Origin of the sequence: Serratia sp. CY32780 (assembly GCF_052169135.1) — a bacterium.
GTDB classification, from domain to species: Bacteria; Pseudomonadota; Gammaproteobacteria; order Enterobacterales; family Enterobacteriaceae; genus Serratia; species Serratia sarumanii.
Genome location: NZ_JBJNLI010000001.1, coordinates 2,524,278 through 2,540,419, shown reverse-complemented (window position 1 = coordinate 2,540,419; position 16,142 = coordinate 2,524,278). Strand labels below are relative to the sequence as shown.

General features: G+C 59.8%; 14 protein-coding genes. 2 read left to right on the top strand and 12 right to left on the bottom strand.

Going from position 1 to position 16,142, the window contains the following annotated elements:
* Positions 1-14: 14 nt before the first annotated feature.
* The 9 genes from yejF to ACJ8HH_RS12240 form a co-directional block, all read right to left on the bottom strand.
* A complete protein-coding gene (gene yejF / locus ACJ8HH_RS12280; RefSeq protein WP_060451719.1) occupies positions 15-1,625 on the bottom strand; it encodes a microcin C ABC transporter ATP-binding protein YejF in 1,611 nt (536 codons plus the stop codon).
* A gap of 1 nt (position 1,626) precedes the next feature.
* A complete protein-coding gene (locus tag ACJ8HH_RS12275) occupies positions 1,627-2,652 on the bottom strand; it encodes an ABC transporter permease (protein ID WP_015378535.1) in 1,026 nt (341 codons plus the stop codon).
* Complete coding sequence (locus ACJ8HH_RS12270) at positions 2,649-3,740, bottom strand: microcin C ABC transporter permease YejB (protein WP_043147726.1); 1,092 nt, start codon at positions 3,738-3,740, stop codon at positions 2,649-2,651. Before ACJ8HH_RS12270 ends, ACJ8HH_RS12275 begins: the two co-directional genes overlap by 4 nt.
* Before the next feature lie 9 nt (positions 3,741-3,749).
* Positions 3,750-5,558: an extracellular solute-binding protein gene (locus ACJ8HH_RS12265; RefSeq protein ID WP_039565061.1), complete on the bottom strand. Its 1,809-nt coding sequence runs from the start codon at positions 5,556-5,558 to the stop codon at positions 3,750-3,752.
* Between the two features lie 93 nt (positions 5,559-5,651).
* The gene (locus ACJ8HH_RS12260) at positions 5,652-7,235 is read right to left on the bottom strand and encodes a cyclic di-GMP phosphodiesterase (protein ID WP_039565063.1); all 1,584 of its coding nucleotides are present in this window, start codon (positions 7,233-7,235) and stop codon (positions 5,652-5,654) included.
* Between the two features lie 151 nt (positions 7,236-7,386).
* Complete coding sequence (locus tag ACJ8HH_RS12255) at positions 7,387-7,635, bottom strand: hypothetical protein (RefSeq protein ID WP_197766258.1); 249 nt, start codon at positions 7,633-7,635, stop codon at positions 7,387-7,389.
* Between the two features lie 12 nt (positions 7,636-7,647).
* Positions 7,648-8,223, bottom strand: a complete 576-nt coding sequence (mepS, locus tag ACJ8HH_RS12250) for a bifunctional murein DD-endopeptidase/murein LD-carboxypeptidase (RefSeq protein WP_033635277.1) — start codon at positions 8,221-8,223, stop codon at positions 7,648-7,650.
* Positions 8,224-8,633: 410 nt separating this feature from the next.
* A complete protein-coding gene (locus ACJ8HH_RS12245; RefSeq protein ID WP_043147725.1) occupies positions 8,634-9,344 on the bottom strand; it encodes a phosphatase PAP2 family protein in 711 nt (236 codons plus the stop codon).
* 77 nt (positions 9,345-9,421) lie between these two features.
* Positions 9,422-10,396 (bottom strand): CobW family GTP-binding protein, encoded by a 975-nt coding sequence (locus ACJ8HH_RS12240; protein ID WP_043147724.1) that lies wholly within the window; start codon positions 10,394-10,396, stop codon positions 9,422-9,424.
* A 318-nt stretch (positions 10,397-10,714) separates the two neighbouring features.
* Here ACJ8HH_RS12240 and ACJ8HH_RS12235 point away from each other — a divergent pair, with 318 nt between their 5' ends.
* Positions 10,715-11,023, top strand: coding sequence for a type 1 fimbrial protein (locus ACJ8HH_RS12235; RefSeq protein WP_033635274.1), 309 nt, complete (start codon positions 10,715-10,717; stop codon positions 11,021-11,023).
* A 62-nt stretch (positions 11,024-11,085) separates the two neighbouring features.
* Here ACJ8HH_RS12235 and ACJ8HH_RS12230 read toward each other — a convergent pair whose 3' ends face one another.
* A complete protein-coding gene (locus ACJ8HH_RS12230) occupies positions 11,086-12,558 on the bottom strand; it encodes a mannitol dehydrogenase family protein (protein WP_039565071.1) in 1,473 nt (490 codons plus the stop codon).
* Positions 12,559-12,851: 293 nt separating this feature from the next.
* Here ACJ8HH_RS12230 and uxuA point away from each other — a divergent pair, with 293 nt between their 5' ends.
* Positions 12,852-14,042, top strand: a complete 1,191-nt coding sequence (gene uxuA, locus ACJ8HH_RS12225; protein WP_043147723.1) for a mannonate dehydratase — start codon at positions 12,852-12,854, stop codon at positions 14,040-14,042.
* A 42-nt stretch (positions 14,043-14,084) separates the two neighbouring features.
* Here the strand turns inward: uxuA and yeiP are convergent, their stop codons facing one another.
* Both yeiP and mtr read right to left on the bottom strand, forming a co-directional pair.
* Positions 14,085-14,657, bottom strand: coding sequence for an elongation factor P-like protein YeiP (gene yeiP, locus ACJ8HH_RS12220; protein ID WP_033635271.1), 573 nt, complete (start codon positions 14,655-14,657; stop codon positions 14,085-14,087).
* 126 nt (positions 14,658-14,783) lie between these two features.
* The gene (gene mtr / locus ACJ8HH_RS12215) at positions 14,784-16,028 is read right to left on the bottom strand and encodes a tryptophan permease (RefSeq protein WP_033648004.1); all 1,245 of its coding nucleotides are present in this window, start codon (positions 16,026-16,028) and stop codon (positions 14,784-14,786) included.
* Positions 16,029-16,142: the final 114 nt, after the last annotated feature.

Genomic DNA, 16,142 nt, shown 5'->3' with positions numbered 1-16,142 from the left:
TCGCCGCTAATCCGCTAATCCGCCAACTGCAGCAGTTGACGGGTATAGTCGGCGGCGGGCGCCGCGAAAATCGCCCGGCAGTCTCCCTGTTCAACCACTTCTCCCTGTCGCAGCACGATGACCTGGTGGCATAGCGAACGCACCACCTGCAGGTCATGGCTGATGAACAGATAAGCCAGCCGGTGACGTTGCTGCAGCGATTTCAGCAGCGTCAGGATCTGCGCCTGCACCGATTTATCCAGCGAAGAGGTCGGCTCGTCGAGGATCAGCAGCTGCGGCTGCAGGATCAGCGCGCGCGCGATGGCGATACGCTGGCGCTGGCCGCCGGAAAACTCGGTGGGATAGCGGTGGCGCAGCTGCGGATCCAGGCCGACCTCCTGCAACACCTCGATCACGCGCTGTTCCCGCTGCTCTGCGCTAAGCTGCTGGTGCACTTCCAGCCCCTCGGCGATGATCTGCTGCACGTTCAGGCGCGGGTTCAGGGCGGAATAGGGATCCTGGAAGACGATTTGCATCCGGCTGCGGTAGGGCAGCATCTGCTTCATCGTGAGCGGGTGCAGCGGTTCGCCGTCGAACCAGATGGCGCCCTGCGAGGCCAACAGGCGCAGCAGCGCCAGCCCGGTGGTGCTTTTGCCCGAGCCGGATTCTCCCACCAGCCCCACGCTTTCCCCGGCCCGCAGCTCGAAACTCAATGATTTCAATGCATAGTGATAATCCACCGTGCGGCGCAGCAGGCCGCGGCGAATGGGGAAGCGCACCTGCAGGTTCTCCACCTTGAGCAGCGGCCGCTCGTCGCCGGGGCGCCCGTTGGGCGCGGCAGGCAACGGCAGCGGTTCACCGACGTCTTCGGCGGCCAGCAGCTGCTGCGTGTAAGGATGCTGCGGCCGGCTGAACAGCCGCGCGCGGGCGTTTTGCTCCACGCAGCGCCCCTGGCGCATCACCGCCACGTTGTCCGCCAGGCGGCGCACGATATTCAGGTTATGGGTGATGAACAGCAGCCCCATGTCCATCTCTCGTTTCAATTCTTGCAGCAGCGTCAGGATCTGCGCCTGGATAGTGACGTCGAGCGCGGTGGTGGGTTCGTCGGCGATCAGCAGTTTCGGGCGGGTCAACACCGCCATGGCGATCATCACCCGCTGGCGTTCGCCGCCGGACAGCTGATGCGGATAGTCCTGCAGCCGGTTTTTGGCCTGGCGGATGCCGACGCGCTCCAGGCACTCGACGATCTCCGCGCGCGCGGCATCGCGCCGCAGGCCGCGGTGCAGCATCAACACTTCCGCCAGCTGTTTCTCGATGGTGTGCAGCGGGTTAAGCGACACCATCGGTTCCTGAAAGATCATCGCGATCTGATTGCCGCGCACCTTGCGCAGCGCCGTTTCCGGCGCATGCAGCAACGAGTCGCCGTTGAACAGAATGTCGCCGGCAGGGTAAACCACCGGCGGCGCGGGCAGCAGGCGCAGTATCGACAGGGCGGTGACGCTTTTGCCGGAGCCGGATTCCCCTACCAGCGCCAGCGTTTCCGCCGGCGCGATTTGCAGCGAGAGTTCGTTGACCACCGGCGTGACGGTGTCGCCCTGGCGGAAGGCGATGCTGAGATCCTGAATAGCGAGCAAAGGAGTGGCCATATCAATGCGCCTTGCTGGGGTCAAAGGCGTCGCGCACCGCTTCGCCGATAAAGATTAATAACGAAAGCAGCACCGCCAAGACCAGGAAGGCGGTGATGCCGAGCCACGGCGCCTGCAGATTGTTTTTGCCTTGCAGCAGCAACTCACCGAGCGACGGCGAACCGATCGGCAGACCGAAACCGAGGAAATCGAGCGACGTCAGGGTGGTGATCGAGCCGCACAGGATAAACGGCAGGAAGGTCAGCGTCGCCACCATGGCGTTGGGCAGCATATGGCGGGACATGATAACGCGATCCGGCACGCCCATGGCGCGCGCGGCGCGGATGTAGTCAAAATTGCGGGTGCGCAGGAATTCGGCGCGCACCACACCCACCAGGCTCATCCAGCCGAACAGGATGGTGATGCCGAGCAGCCACCAGAAATTGGGCTGGACGATGCTCGACAGCAGAATGATCAGAAACAGCGTCGGCATGCCCGACCACACTTCGATAAAGCGTTGCCCCCACAGATCGAAACGCCCGCCGTAATACCCTTGCGTCGCGCCGACGCACACGCCGATCAGGCTGGAAAACAGCGTCAGCGCCAGGCCGAACAGCATCGAGATGCGAAAACCGTACAGCACCCGGGCCAGCACGTCGCCGCCGTTGCTGTCGGTGCCCAGCAGGTTGTGACGCGAAGGCGGCGAGGGGAAGGGCACTTCGGTGGCGAAGTTGATGGTGTCGTAACTGAAGCGGATCGGCGCCCATACCGCCCAGCCGTGCCGTTCGATCTGCCGCTGCACGAACGGATCCTGATAGTCGGCTTCGGTATTCAGTTCGCCGCCGAAGGCGGTTTCGCTGTAGCTAATCATAAACGGCAGGTACAGCCGGCCTTCATAACGCACCAACAGCGGTTTGTCATTGGCGATCAGATCGGCGGCCAGGCTCAGGGTGAACAGCACCAAAAAGATCCACAGCGACCAGTAGCCGCGGCGGTTGCGGCGAAAGCGCGCCCAGCGCGCCTGGTTGATCGGGCTAAGGCGGCTCATTGGCGGGCCTCGAAGTCAATGCGCGGATCGACCAGGGTGTAGGTGATATCGCTGAGGATATTCAACAGCAGGCCGATCAGGGTGAAGATATACAGCGTGCCGAACATCACCGGGTAGTCGCGCTGCAGCGTGGCGTCGTAGCCCAGCAGCCCCAGGCCGTTGAGCGAGAACATCACCTCAATCAGCAGCGAGCCGGTGAAGAACATGCTGATAAAGGTGGCCGGAAAACCGGCGATCACCAGCAGCATGGCGTTGCGGAATACGTGGCGGTACAGGATCTTTTTCTCATCCAGCCCCTTGGCGCGGGCGGTGGTGACGTACTGCTTGCGGATCTCGTCGAGGAACGAGTTTTTGGTCAGCATGGTCAGGGTGGCGAAGCCGCCGATCACCGTCGCCAACACCGGCAACGTGATGTGCCACAGGTAGTCGGCGATCTTCGCTGGCCACGAGAGGGTGTCGAAGTTGCTGGAGACCAGGCCGCGCAGCGGGAACCAGTCCAGGTAGCTGCCGCCGGCGAACAGCACAATCATCAGGATGGCGAACAGGAAAGCCGGAATGGCGTAGCCGATGATGATCAGCGTGCTGCTCCAGGTATCGAACGCGCTGCCGTTGTGGACGGCCTTGCGGATGCCGAGCGGGATCGACACCAGGTAGATGATCAGCGTGCTCCAAAGGCCCAGCGTGATGGAGACCGGCAGGCTCTGGCCGATCAGCTGCATCACCGAAGCGCCGCGAAACAGGCTGTTGCCGAAGTCGAAGCGCATATAGTTCCACAGCATGGTGAAGTAGCGCTCGTGCAGCGGTTTATCGAAGCCGTAACGTTGGGTGATCTCGGCGATCACCTCCGGATCCAGACCGCGCGAACCGCGGTATTGGCTGTCGCCAGCCGCGATGCCTGCCCGGGCATGGCCCAGGCCTTCGCTGACGCCGCCGCTGCCAAAACCGCTGCCATGCCCCAGCTCAATGGCGGCGATGGCCTGATCGACCGGGCCGCCGGGGGCAATTTGCACGATAAAAAAGTTGATGGTGATGATCGCCCACAGCGTGGGGATCACCAGTAACAGTCTGCGTATCAGATAGGCCACCATTCCGACTCCTTATTGCCGTTGAGCCGGTAAACGCGCCGCCTTGTTGACGTCGTACCACCAGTTATCGAAGCCGATCGCATAGGCCGGGCGGATCGACGGCGTGGAGAACTTGTCCCAATAGGCGTAGCGATCGTGGTTGGAGTACCACATCGGCAGCATGTAGTTGTTCCAGGTCAGCACCCGATCCAGCGCGCGGCCGAGCGGCAACAGGGCCTTTTCGTCGCCCTGATGGGCGGCGATTTGCCTCACCAGGCTGTCGACCGCCGGATCTTTAACGCCGGCCGTGTTGTAGCTGGAATCGATGTACTGCGAATCCCACAGGATTTGCAGATCGGCGCTGGGGAACGGCATCGCCATATATACGGTCGACATCATGTCGAAATCGCGTTCACGCATGCGACGGGTGTACTGCGAGGCGTCAATTTCGCGAATTTGCATCTCGATGCCCAGCCGCTGCAGGTTGTGGCGGAAGGGTAATACGTACTGGAAGTTGCTGCCGCTCAGCAGCATCAGTTCGAAGGTGAACGGCTGGCCGGTTTTGGCGTTGACCAGCTTTTGATTTTTGACCACCCAACCGGCTTCTTTCAGCAATTGGGTCGCCTTCAGCAGGTTTTGCCGATCGTTGCCGCTGCCGTCGGAGGAGGGCGGCTGGTAGATGCTGGTAAACACCTCCGGCGGTATCTGGCCTTTGAGCGGCGCCAGCAAGGCCAGTTCGGCGGCGTCCGGGTAGCCGCGGGCGGCGTAGGCGGTGTTTTGGAAATAGCTGTCGGCGCGCTGATAGGCGTTGTAATACAGCGCCTTGTTCATCCAGTTGAAGTCGAAAGCCAGGCCGATCGCTTCCCGTACCCGACGATCGGCGAACAGCGGTTTTTGCAGGTTGAACGCCAGCCAGCGGGTATTCTGCGCCGCCTGGTTGGTCTCGTCCTGCTTGATGATGTAGTTGCGCGCGAAGTTGCCGCCCTGATACTGGGTGGCCCAGCTTTTGGGTGACGGCTCGATGCGGAAATCGTAAGCGCCGGCCTTGAAGGCTTCCAGCGATACTTTATCGTCCAGGTAATAATCGTAGCGAATGCTGTCGAAGTTGTAGCGGCCGCGGTTCACCGGCAGGTTGGCGGCCCAGTAGTCGCGCACTCGCTGGTAGGTGATGTACTGGCCGAGGCGGTAATCGGCGATTTTATACGGGCCGCTGGCGAGCGGCGGGGTGCTGAGCGGTTCGTTGAGCTTATGGTTTTTCCAGAAACTTTCCGGCAATACGCGCAGGCTGAGCAGGCTGAGGATTTGCTCACGGTTGGCTTTAGGTAGCTCGATGCGCACCGTCAGCCGGGAAATGGCCTTGACCGTGACGCCTTTGTAATAGGAGCGAAACTGCGGTACGCCTTCGGTCATGAATTTATTGAAGGTGAAGGCCACATCGGCGGCGGTGATCGGGCTGCCGTCCTGGAAGCGGGCGCGGGCGTTGATATCCAACTCCATCCAGCGCATGTCGGCCGGGAAACGGGCCGATTCGGCAATCAGCGGATAATAGCTGCCGGGTTCGTCGTCGGAGTTGGTGAACAGCGTATCGTACAGCTCCATCGTACGTTCGCCGGGCACGCCGCGGGTAGCGAAGCGGTTGAAGTTGTCGTAGGTGCCGATGGCCGCCAGCCGCACGTCGCCGCCTTTGGGTGCCGCCGGGTTGACGTAGTCGAAATGGCTGAAGTCGGTGGCGTATTTCGGTTCACCGAGAAGGGCGAAAGCGTAGCTTTCGTTGAGGGCTTCGGCCCGCAGACCGAAACTCAGTGCCGAGAGCACCAGAGCAGCGAAAATGCGCACGGACATCAGACGGTAAGCTCCTGCTGTGGAATAAAGTACAACCTGCGCCCAGCATAACATTCTTCGGGCGGGCGCAGGGTAAAGATGCTTAAAGACTAACTATTTATTTGCCTGATAATCAAAGACCTGATGAGCATTGCAGTAAGCGACGAAATTGTCGATGCTCAGCGGCTTGCTGAAGTAGTAGCCCTGCATGAAGTTGACGCCGTGTTCTTGCAGGAACTGCATCTGCTCGGCGGTTTCCACGCCCTCGGCCACCGTCAGCATTTTCAGCTTTTTCGCCAACGAGATCACCGCATCCAGCACCGGCGCGGTGACCGTGTCCTGGCCGATGGTGTTGACGAAGCCACGATCGATCTTCAGGTAATCCATGGTGAAGCGCTCAAGATAGATCAACGCGCTGTGCCCGGTGCCAAAATCGTCCACCGCGATCTCGATGCCCTGTTTGTGCAGCCAGTCAAACTCCGCCAGCGCACTCTCTTCTTCCACCATGCCGCGCTCGGTGATTTCAAACACCAGCGTAAAGTAATCGCCCGGCAGCTGCGTCAACAGTTCATACACGTCCTGGTGGAACGACGGCGCGCTCAGGTGGGCGGGGGAGATGTTGAGCCCGACCTTGCCTCCCCGCGGCAGCGCTTTGGCGAGCTGCGGCGCATCTTCGGCGATCAGCCTGAACAGGTGGCGGGTGAGCGGCACGATCAGCCCGTTGCTTTCGGCGTAGGGGATAAAGACGTCGGGCGGGATGCGGCCTTCGATCGGATGCTGCCAGCGGATCAGCGCTTCCAGCCCGCCGATGCTGTTGCTGTCGGTATGGAACACCGGCTGGTATTCGATAAAGAACTCGTTGCGCTTGATGCCGCGCAGCAGTGCGCGTTCCGGGCTTTGCCGCAGCAGCAGCATGTAATAGCAGAGTACGCCGATCATCAATGACAGCACCAGGCTGCCCAGCAGCGTCAGGCGAATGTCGTTGGGGGTCAGTTTCTCGTTGTAGAACAGGATGGTCAGCGGCAGATTGGGCAGCGTCAGTTTATCCGCCTTGCCCTTCGGCAACTGATCGACCGGCATCAGGTTCGGGCTGAAGGTGGTCAGCGCGCGGTTGCCCATCACGATGGCGATGCCCGGCGCCTGTTCGTCGTGCGAGGTGAACAGCAGATAGGGCATCAGATCGATGTCCAGCGTAGCGAGGATGCCGGTGGCCTTTTCGTCGGGATGCCGCAGCCAAACTGCAACCGCCGGTTTGTTCGGCACGATCGGCGTGCCCTGCTGCAGCTTGAGATCCAGGGGCAGATTCCAGTCGATATCCTGGTAGAGATTTTTCATCGGCAACATCATGTCGCCGGTGGCGGAAGAGCAATAGGCGTAGCCGTCTTTCACCAACAGGAAGGTGCGCACGCCGCTGGTAAAGGCCGCCTGGTAGGTAATGTCCGACTGGCTTGAGAGGCAAGGCTTGGCCAGCAGCGGCATCATTTGCTGCATCACCGTCTTCAGGTGCGAGATATAACCCAGCGTGAACTTTTGCGTGCGCGCTTCGACCTTATGTTGATATTGCGTGCGCTGGTGGTTAATCAAAGAAAGCGTGACCGCGGTGAAGAGCGTAAAAAATACCAGGGCGGCGACGCCGCTTTTAGCCAGGCTGCGCTGTCGGTGAGACACGCTGCGGGCAAAAGCTCTTTTCAAGCCCATAACCGAGTCCTCTGCAACAGGGCGTCAGGGGTGTCGCGCAGCCATTTAATGGATTGTGCCAACGGCTTTTTTTTCATTTTTGCCTTTTTATCCCGTACCAACCGGCGGCGTTGTTTAAATATGCGGCGTCGCCGACAGAAATATAATGCGCCTATTTTAAGCGGAAACGTTTTAAATAACGCCGGGGCGCCGTTGCCGCCATCTGACGATAATAGGCGAGTTTTTCCTCGATGGCGCGATTTCCTGCCAACAGTTTATCAAAATAATGGCGTGCGGCAGCGTTAAGCGGAGAAAGATGGCGATAAGGCAGGGAGCAATCTTGATGATATCTGTTAGACAACCAAAAAAAACGCCGCCCGTAGGCGGCGCTTATCGCTCGTTTGGTATTCAGGATCTTCAAGGCATTGCGCCGTTAACCGTTGGTCAACACCCGGCGCGCTTCTCGATAACGTTTATTCCAATAGTTATCGGTCAGCTTGGAAATCATGACCCCACTGCTGGTGGAGGCGTGAACGAACTGATCGTTGCCTAAATAGATGCCGACATGGCGCCCGGTGGAACCTGCGCGGAACAGCACCAAATCGCCGACGCGCAGCTTGGTGCGCTGGATTTTCTTGCCGAGATCTTCCTGTTCATAGGTAGAACGCGGTAAATCCATGCCGAACTGTTCGCGGAAGGTGCGTTGAACAAACGCCGAGCAATCGATGCCGCGCTTGCTGTCACCGCCTAAACGGTAGCGAACGCCTTTCCAGTCCGCGTACTGATCCATAATCTTTGACTTGACGTCAACGTTGCGGACCATCGCTTCGAATTCATCCTGAGAGGCTTGCAGTAAAAGACCGTCTTTGTCATTAACTGCACGCATCTCAGTTTGTGCGTTATTCAAGTTCGAAGTGTGAGTCGAGCTGCATGCGGAGAGCATAACCGCAGCGGCAATTGCAGGGACTACCCGCAAAAAATATCTCAGAAACGGTTGAGATTTGACCATTGTTGTTGTTTTCCCTTGAAGTCCTTAACGACGAAAGTCGCTACCTGAAAAATGCCAAACGAAACGAGCCTAGTCCGCACCTGTTGCATCGACAACCAGTTACCGTTGAAAACGTGCGAGAACGCACATTTTTATCGGATTCCATACTGATTCGACTTAAACCAGGCACAAACGCATCTGAGATTACCGGAACAAATAGGGGATTGCGAGCCTTTTTCCCGTCTTTTTTATATGAATTTGTGATGTAACATAATGTAAATCTTCATATAAAAAACGCCAATTGTCCGATGTATGAATCTGGCGTGAAATCAGGTTGCAAAAGCGTTAACGGGCGGTGACGATATTTTGCGCTCAGCGAAGGGATTAAGGCCGGAAGGCGAGCGCCTCCCGGCATGAGTCATAGACGCAAGTTATGGTTGGCCGGGGCGATGCTTGCCGGGCAACAGGCGATTCAACCGATCGACGATCCAGTCGCTGCAAGGCGTCATCAGCACCCAGCTGGCGCCAACCAGCACCACTGACAGCGAGCCGACGGCGATATCGGTAAACCAGTGGGCGCCAATCATCACGCGTGGCAATGAGAAGAGCAGCGTAATCAGCAGGGCGACGGCGAAGGCGCGGCGGCCGAAATAGCGCAGCATAAAGCAGGAAAAAATAATCAGCATCATGCCGTGGTCGCCGGGGAAGCTGTCGCTGGAAGCGTCCTTGGTGGGGATGCCGGTCAGCTCGCTGACGCGATAGATATTGTCGAAGGTCAGGGTGGGGCTCGGATGCTTCACCGGCAGCAGGTGGCCAAGCTGGTTCAGCACCACGGCGGTCAGCAGCATCACCACGCCGGTGATCACCAGGCGGCGGCGGCCGGCGGCGTCCTGCTTCAGGTAGAAGTACAAATACAGCAGGCCCATGGCGAGCAGCGAAATCACGTCAAACGCGCGGTTGTTGGTGATGGCGACCAGGTGCAAAAACGCCGGGTCGGTGGCCAGATGGCGGTTAAAGAAGAAAAAGATCGCCGAGTCCAGGGTAAACCAGCCGCCGTGATTGGCCGGCAGGAACCAGGACAGGAACAGCGCAACGCCCAGTAAGTTGAAGAGGATAATGAGGGGTAAATTGCGGCGTGTCATGACATAACCTGTTGGCAAAATGAAAACGAAATAAAACCCGGCCGCCCTGCGGCAACCGGGGGGCAACGGTACGGGGTCTAACTTAAACGAATCTTAAACAAGGCGGATTGCAGGGCGTTCCAATCGGCATTTTCGCTGTGGATAAGCTCAATTCGGCTGTCGAGCGGCGCGACCGGGCGGGTTTCGATGTTGAGATCCTGTCCCTGACGATTGATCAGCAATGTGCCTTCGGGGATGCGCACCGCGCCTTTGGCGCGTTCTACCGGCGCGAGTCGCACCCATTCCATAAAGCCGACGGTGTCGAATTGGGTGTCGCCGTCAAAAATCCAGCCGCAGCTGGTGAAGCCTTGCCCCTCGTTCAACGCTCGCCGCCAGCGGGCGTGCTCCGGCAGCCGCAGCGCCGCCAGCCCCTGCGTTTTCGCCTGACCATGATGATGCTGCGCGTCCGGCAATTCTGTACGATTCGTGCGCGGAAGTGACAACAGCGCGACATCCGCTTCGCCTTGAGCGATGGCATAACAGGGCCGCCGCAGCGGATCTTGCGCCCTCCAGGCCTCCAGCGCCCCCCTGTCTTCCGGCTGATAGGTATCGCTTTTGCTGGCCAAAATAACGTCGGCCGCGGCCAGCTGATCGCGGAAGTTTTCGTTGTCGCGGTAGCGGGGCTGGCTGAGCTGGCGGGCATCCAGCAGGCACAGGGTGGCCTGCAGATCAATCCAGCCGGCATAGCTCTCCTGGGTCAGCAGCGACAGAATTTGTTTCGGATGTCCGAGCCCGGTCGGCTCGATCAGCAGCCGATCCGGTTTGGCCTGCTGTAACAGCATATTCAAGCCCACCTGCATCGGCAGGCCGTTGACGCAGCACATGCAGCCACCGGGGATCTCTTTGAGCACCGCGCCGCTGTCTGCCAGCAGCGCGCCGTCGATGCCGATCTCGCCGAATTCATTGACCAATACCGCCCAGCGCTCATGTTCGGGCTTATGAGCCAGCAAATGGCGGATAGTGGTGGTTTTACCGCTGCCGAGGAAACCGGTAATCAAATTGGTTTTGGTCATTAATAATTCCTGGAGCAAAAATTAACCTGCTTAATAAATGAGTTACGCAGCCTTATCGGTGAAACCGCCGCGATTTAATTTGTGCTCTATCTCGCAAATTTTGCACGTCACCATGCGCTTTTCAACCGACAAAATCCACCGTTCATAACAAGAAAATTCTTAGATAAAACCCTGTATTAGATGCGGTTAACTTTTGTTAGTAGCTTGTTTTTACATTGTTAATGACGCGATTAACGATCAAATCTCGTCCCTTTCCTTGCGATTATTCCTAACAAGATCCTCTATGGTTAAATTGGCTTAACTAAAAATGAGGTTGCCATGAATACCTTTCGGTTATTTTTGATCGTAGGAATGTTGTTTTCATGGACGGCAGTGAGTCATGCAGGAGTGGCCGGCGGGGTAATTCGCTTCGTCGGTTCTATCGTTGAAAGTCCTTGCACGGTCAATATTGCAGATTCTAAGGCGAATACGCAATGTTACCGCAACGGCCAGCGTTATCAGGCCCAGCAAGCGTTGTCAGGTTTTGATACTACACGCAAAGAACTTCCGCTAAATCTAGGCACAACCGAAATGAAGTGGGTAGACCAACAGAAGAAACTCGCTGTTATGACGGTCGTTTATCGTTAAGTCGTTCCGCCATGCCGGCGTAACGTTACGCCGGCATGGTTATTCTCGGCCCTGCAGGCACCTCACCGCAGCACCCACTCCTTCACCGTTTCACGCGCACCGCGATCGCGCAGCGACAAATAGGCTTGCGTCACCGCGTCGGCAAACGCCGCATGCGTTGCCAGCGATTCGCCGAACACCGATTTCAGCGCCAGCAGCGCCGTTACGCGCCGCCGATCGTCCGGCGTAGCGGCAATAGTCTGTTGCAGCACGTCTGCCAGCGGATCGCGAATGTCGATCGGCTGACCGGCGTCATCGACGCCGCCGACGTAACGCATCCAGCCCGCCACGCCCAGCGCCAGCCCGCTATAGTCGCCGCCGTGCCGCAGATGCCAGCGCACCGCGTCCAGCAGGCGCTGAGGCAGCTTCTGCGAACCGTCCATGGCGATCTGCCAGGTGAGGTGTTGCAGCGCCGGGTTGCTGAAGCGCGCGATAAGCTGTGCGGCGTAGTCGGTCAGACTGATGCCGGTAACGCTCAGGGTGGGCGCCTGTTCGTCCAGCATCAACCGCAGGGCGGCGCGACGGTAGTGTTCATCCGCCATGCACTCGTTGATATAGCGGTAGCCACCCAGGTAGCCGAGGTAAGCCAGGAACGAGTGGCTGCCGTTCAGCATGCGCAGTTTCATGTGCTCAAACGGCAGCACATCGCTGACCAGCTGGGCGCCGGCCAGCTCCCACGCCGGGCGTCCGGCGGCGAAGTTGTCTTCCACCACCCATTGAATAAAGGGCTCGCAGGCGATGGCGCAGTCGTCGCGCACGCCGCCCAGCGCGGCGGCAATCTCATCCAGCGTGGCCGGCGTGGCGGCCGGCACGATGCGATCCACCATGGTGCAGGGGAAGGTGGCGGCGGTGGCGATCCAATCGGCGAGCGACGGATCCCGCGCCTGCGCCAGATCGAGCACCGCCCGGCGCAGCACGTGGCCGTTCTGCGGAATATTGTCGCAGGAGAGCAGGGAGAAGGCGGGCAGGCCGCGTTCGCGCCGCAGCCGCAGCGCCTCCACCAAAATGCCGGGCACGGTCTGCGGCTGATGCGGCGTCGCCAGATCGGCGACGATCCCCGGATGCTGCCGATCCAATCGCCCGCTGCCGGGCTCGATGCAGTAGCCTTTTTCGGTGATGGTCATCGAGACGATCGCCACCTGCGGCTCGGCCAGTTTCTCCAGCACTGCGGCGATGCCTTCCAGCTTGCGGTGCAGGCTCTCATGCACCGCGCCGACCACGATGGCCTGATGGCCGTCCGCGCCTTTCTCCAGCACGCTGTACAGATGATCCTGTTGCCGCAGCGCCTCAAACAGCGGCACGCCGCCGGACAGGCTGATCTCGCAGATGCCCCAGTCGCCGCCGTGGGCGTTCAGCACCCGATCGGTCAGCAGCGCCTGATGCGCGCGGTGGAACGCGCCGAAGCCAAGGTGCACGATGCGGCTGCGCAGAGCCCGGCGGTCATAGCCCGGCTGCCGGACGGCGCCCGGCAATGGGGTGTTGGCGATCGTTTTCATCTCATCTCCAAAGCATGTAAGACAGCTGGCGGGCCAGTTGCGCCAAGTTAGCAGACCAGTTTTCTGCCACATCGGCAGGGTGGCGCCGGCGATAAAAAACTGCGACCAGTGTAAGGATGTCGGCCAGCGAAAGGAATTGGTCAGTCCAAAATAAGCCAGAATCGTGAAGTGGATCAACCAATGACGGGTTCGGTTTTGACAGTGCAGGGCGAAAGAGTAAGTTAAAGGTAACTGACATCTAAATTAAACTGGTATAACAGCATCGCGGTGCGAGACAGGCATAAGGACAAAACATGGAACAAACATGGCGTTGGTATGGCCCGAACGATCCGGTCTCTTTGGATGACGTGCGTCAGGCCGGGGCGACCGGGGTGGTGACGGCGCTGCATCATATCGCGAACGGCGACGTCTGGCCGATCGATGAGATCCGCGCGCGACATGCGCTGTTGGCGGAAAAGGGGCTGGTGTGGTCGGTGGTGGAGAGCGTGCCGGTGCATGAGGAGATCAAAACCCACAGCGGCGACTGGCGGCGGTACATCGCTAATTATCAACAGTCGCTGCGCAACCTGGCGGCCTGCGGCATCGACACCGTCTGCTACAACTTCATGCCGATCCTCGACTGGACGCGCACCGATCTGGCCTATCCGCTGCCGGACGGTTCCAAAGCGCTGCGCTTCGATCAGATCGCCTTCGCCGCGTTCGAGCTGCATATCCTGCAGCGCGCCGGCGCCGAGGCCGACTATACGCCGCAAGAGCGCAGTCAGGCGGCGGCCTATTTCGCCGCCATGAGCGAGGAGGAAAAAAACCGGCTGACCGGCAACATCATTGCCGGGCTGCCGGGGGCAGAAGAGGGCTACACGCTGGAACAGTTCCGCCGCCGGTTGGCGGAGTACGACGGCATCGACAAGGCGCGGCTGCGCGAGAACATGGCGGTCTTTCTGCGCGCCATCGTGCCGGTGGCGGAAGAGGTCGGCATCCGGCTGGCGGTGCACCCCGACGATCCGCCGCGGCCGATCCTCGGCCTGCCGCGCATCGTCTCCACGATTGAAGACATGCAATGGCTGAAGCAGACCGTCGACAGCATCTATAACGGCTTCACCCTATGCACCGGTTCCTACGGCGTGCGCGCCGACAACGATCTGGTGCGGATGATTGAAACCTTTGGCGATCGCATTCACTTTACCCACCTGCGCGCCACCTGCCGCGAGGAGAACCCGAAAAGCTTCCACGAAGGGGCGCACCTGCAGGGCGATGTGGACATGGTGGCGGTGATCGAAGCGATCCTGACCGAAGAGTTGCGTCGGCAGCGGGCGGGCGATCGGCGGCCGATCCCGATGCGCCCCGATCATGGGCATCAGATGCTGGACGACTTGAAAAAGAAAACCAATCCGGGCTATTCGGCCATCGGGCGGTTGAAAGGGCTGGCGGAGCTGCGCGGCGTCGAGCTGGCGCTCAAGCGGCGTTTTTTCCCGGAGTTGCCGTAGCGGAAAATGAAACGGGGCCGCGTTCCGGCCCCGCTGGCGCGACTAGTCGGCGCGGCTCATGTAGCGGCGTTCGGCGATATGAATGCGAATTTTGTCGCCGGCGCTGAGGTATTCCGGCACGTGGATCACCAGGCCGGTCGCCATGGTGGCCGGTTTGTTGCGGGCGCTGGCGGAAGCGCCTTTGATGCCCGGCGCGGTCTCGACGATTTCCATATCCACGGTCTGCGGCAGCTCCAGTGCCAGCACCTGGCCTTCCAGCGTCAGCACCTGCATGCCCGGCAGGCCGCCTTCCGGAATGAACAGCAGTTCGTCTTCGATCTGGTCTTTCTTGAAGATGTACGGGGTGTAGTCTTCGTCATCCATGAACACGTATTCTTCGCCGTCGATATACGAGAAGTTCACCTTGCGGCGCGACAGGGAAATGGTGTCCAGGATATCGTCGCCCTTGAAGCGTTCTTCCACTTTCAAGCCGGTGCGCACGTCGGAGAAGCGCATTTTGTACAGGGTGCTGGCGCCGCGGGCGCTTGGGCTCTGCACGTCGATATCTTTTACCAGCAGCAGCTTGCCGTTGTAGCTGATCGCCATGCCGCGCTTAATTTCGTTAGCTCTTGCCATTTCAATTCATCCGCAATGAAGAGTATTAGAGAAGTTGCGACAAGGTACTCGCGCCGCCGATTTCAGGCAATAGCCCGGCGTAAAAACAGTGCGGGAAAGGGAGGGCGATCGCCCTCCCGTCGGGGATTAGCGGAAGACCGGCAGCAGGCCGAACAGCGAAAGAATATGCGCGGCGGCGTTGATCAGGCCGAACAGGATGACGAACAGGATCACGCCGTTGCCGCCCGGTGCGCGGTAACCGGCCTGCGGGTGGCGGCGGCGGCTGGCGCGCGCCATCAGCGCCGGCACGATCACCGCCCAGACGGTGGCCGCCAGCCCGGCGAAACCGATGGCGTACAGGAAACCGTTCGGGAACAGCAGCGCGGCCAGGGTCGGCGGCACAAAGGTCACCAGCGCGGTCTTGCTGCGTCCGACGGCGTCGTCCTTGAACTTGCAGAAGTCTGCCAGGTAGTCGAACAGGCCCAGCGACACGCCGAGGAACGAGCTGGCCAGCGCCATATAGGAGAAGGCGTTCAGCAGTTGGCTGACGGTCTGGCTGCTGGAGACGTTGCCCATTTGCTTGAGCAGGCTGCCGATGTTGCCGCCCTCGGCGATCACTTGCTTAAAGGCGTCGCGCGCGATATTGCCCTGGATCACGTACTGCCACAGGATGTAGATAGCCAATGCCAGCAGGGTGCCGTACACCAGGCTGCGCACCACGGAGCCGCTGTCCTTATGGTAATACTTCACCAGCCCGGGAATGTTGCCGTGGTAGCCGAACGAGGTCAGCAGGTAAGGCAGCGCCGCCAGGGCGTAAGGCAGATAGCTGGCCTGGTCATCGCCGGTGTTGAACAGCACCGCGGGCTGCACGTGGGTGAACATGTCGCCCACCGACATCACGAAGGTGATCACCATACCGCCGATCAAAATGGTGCTCAGGCGGTCGACCGCGCGGGTGGAGAGCCAGACGATAAACGCCACGACCAGCGCGAACACCAGGCCGGCGGTGGTCTGGCCGACGCCGACGATGCCCTCCAGCGTGTGGGCGATGATCGAGCCGCCAGCGGAGATATAGGCGTAGGTCAGGATATACAGCACGAATGCCACCGACAGGCCGTTCACGGCGTTCCAGCCTTTGCCCAGCAGATCCTTGACCATGGTGTTGAAGCTGGCGCCGCTCGGGTAGTGCAGCGTGGCTTCGAGGATCATCAGGCCGGAAAGCAACATGCAGGCCCAGGTATACACCAGCAGCGCGACGGAGCCGCTGAACCAGACACCGGAAGTGACGATCGGAATGGAAAACATGCCGGCGCCAACGGCGGTTCCGGCAATGATCATCGCGCCGCCGAGGACGGAAGGGCGGGCCAGCTTCTGGATGGTGTCCGTAGACATGCGTGCTCCTGAGGGACGGGTTCTTTTGTACTAGCTCAATGGTACATGGGCGCATGGCGCATGTAAAGCGTGGTAATTGCACGTTTCACGCGTTTTTGTCTTTAAATCAAGGTT